The following is a 1,990-nucleotide window of genomic DNA, read 5'->3' as shown; positions in this document are numbered from 1 at the left end:
GACGGGTGGCTGGTCGTTGTTTGAGAACTGCACAGTGGACGCGAGCATCTGTGGCCAAGTTTTTAAGGGCGCACGGTGGATGCCTTGGCACCAGGAACCGATGAAGGACGTGGGAGGCCGCGATAGTCCCCGGGGAGTCGTCAACCAGGCTTTGATCCGGGGGTTTCCGAATGGGGAAACCCGGCAGTCGTCATGGGCTGTCACCCACTGCTGAACACATAGGCAGTGTGGAGGGAACGCGGGGAAGTGAAACATCTCAGTACCCGCAGGAAGAGAAAACAACCGTGATTCCGGGAGTAGTGGCGAGCGAAACCGGATGAGGCCAAACCGTATGCGTGTGAGACCCGGCAGGGGTTGCGTATGCGGGGTTGTGGGATCTCTCTTCTATCGTCTGCCGGCGATAGGGCGAGTCAGAAACCGTTGATGTAGGCGAAGGACATGCGAAAGGTCCGGCGTAGAGGGTAAGACCCCCGTAGTCGAAACGTCAGCGGCTTGCTTGAGAGACACCCAAGTAGCACGGGGCCCGAGAAATCCCGTGTGAATCTGGCGGGACCACCCGCTAAGCCTAAATATTCCCTGGTGACCGATAGCGGATAGTACCGTGAGGGAATGGTGAAAAGTACCCCGGGAGGGGAGTGAAATAGTACCTGAAACCGTGTGCCTACAAGCCGTGGGAGCGTCGGAATGTGCTTGCACATTCTCGTGACTGCGTGCCTTTTGAAGAATGAGCCTGCGAGTTTGCGGTGTGTTGCGAGGTTAACCCGGGTGGGGAAGCCGTAGCGAAAGCGAGTCCGAATAGGGCGTTTTTAGTAGCACGCTCAAGACCCGAAGCGGAGTGATCTAGCCATGGGCAGGTTGAAGCGGAGGTAAGACTTCGTGGAGGACCGAACCCACCAGGGTTGAAAACCTGGGGGATGACCTGTGGTTAGGGGTGAAAGGCCAATCAAACTCCGTGATAGCTGGTTCTCCCCGAAATGCATTTAGGTGCAGCGTCGTGTGTTTCTTGCCGGAGGTAGAGCACTGGATAGGCGATGGGCCCTACCGGGTTACTGACCTTAGCCAAACTCCGAATGCCGGTAAGTGAGAGCGCGGCAGTGAGACTGTGGGGGATAAGCTCCATGGTCGAGAGGGAAACAGCCCAGAGCATCGACTAAGGCCCCTAAGCGTACGCTAAGTGGGAAAGGATGTGGAGTCGCACAGACAACCAGGAGGTTGGCTTAGAAGCAGCCACCCTTGAAAGAGTGCGTAATAGCTCACTGGTCTAGTGATTCCGCGCCGACAATGTAGCGGGGCTCAAGCGTACCGCCGAAGTCGTGTCATTGCAGCATATAGCCCCAACGGGTGCTGTGATGGGTAGGGGAGCGTCGTCTGCCGGGTGAAGCAGCACCGGAAGGTAGTTGTGGACGGTTGACGAGTGAGAATGCAGGCATGAGTAGCGATACAAACGTGAGAAACGTTTGCGCCGATTGACTAAGGGTTCCTGGGTCAAGCTGATCTGCCCAGGGTAAGTCGGGACCTAAGGCGAGGCCGACAGGCGTAGTCGATGGATAACCGGTTGATATTCCGGTACCCGCTGTGAAGCGTCAAACATCGAGCATCGTGATGCTAAGGCCGTGAAGCCGTTCCGGACCCTTCGGGGAAAGGAAAGTGGTGGAGCCGCCGGACCAAGCGGTTAGTAGGTGAGTGATGGGGTGACGCAGGAAGGTAGTCCATCCCGGGCGGTGGTTGTCCCGGGGTAAGGGTGTAGGACGGTGTGTAGGCAAATCCGCACACCATGTGTCTGAGACCTGATGCCGAGCCGATTGTGGTGAAGTGGATGATCCTATGCTGTCGAGAAAAGCCTCTAGCGAGTTTCATGGCGGCCCGTACCCTAAACCGACTCAGGTGGTCAGGTAGAGAATACCGAGGCGTTCGGGTGAACTATGGTTAAGGAACTCGGCAAAATGCCCCCGTAACTTCGGGAGAAGGGGGGCCACACCTGGTGATCGGA

Annotated in this window: 1 rRNA gene (only partly in view); it reads left to right on the top strand. The window is 57.1% G+C overall.

Going from position 1 to position 1,990, the window contains the following annotated elements:
• The first annotated feature begins 52 nt into the window (after positions 1-52).
• Positions 53-1,990 (top strand): 23S ribosomal RNA (locus tag ACIGXP_RS39925); it runs 1,269 nt beyond the window's last position.

The sequence above is a fragment of the Streptomyces sp. NPDC053069 genome (assembly GCF_044546895.1).
Classification (GTDB): domain Bacteria; phylum Actinomycetota; class Actinomycetes; order Streptomycetales; family Streptomycetaceae; genus Streptomyces.
Note: the sequence above shows the minus strand (reverse complement) of the source record. Positions and strands in the feature narration are given on the sequence as shown.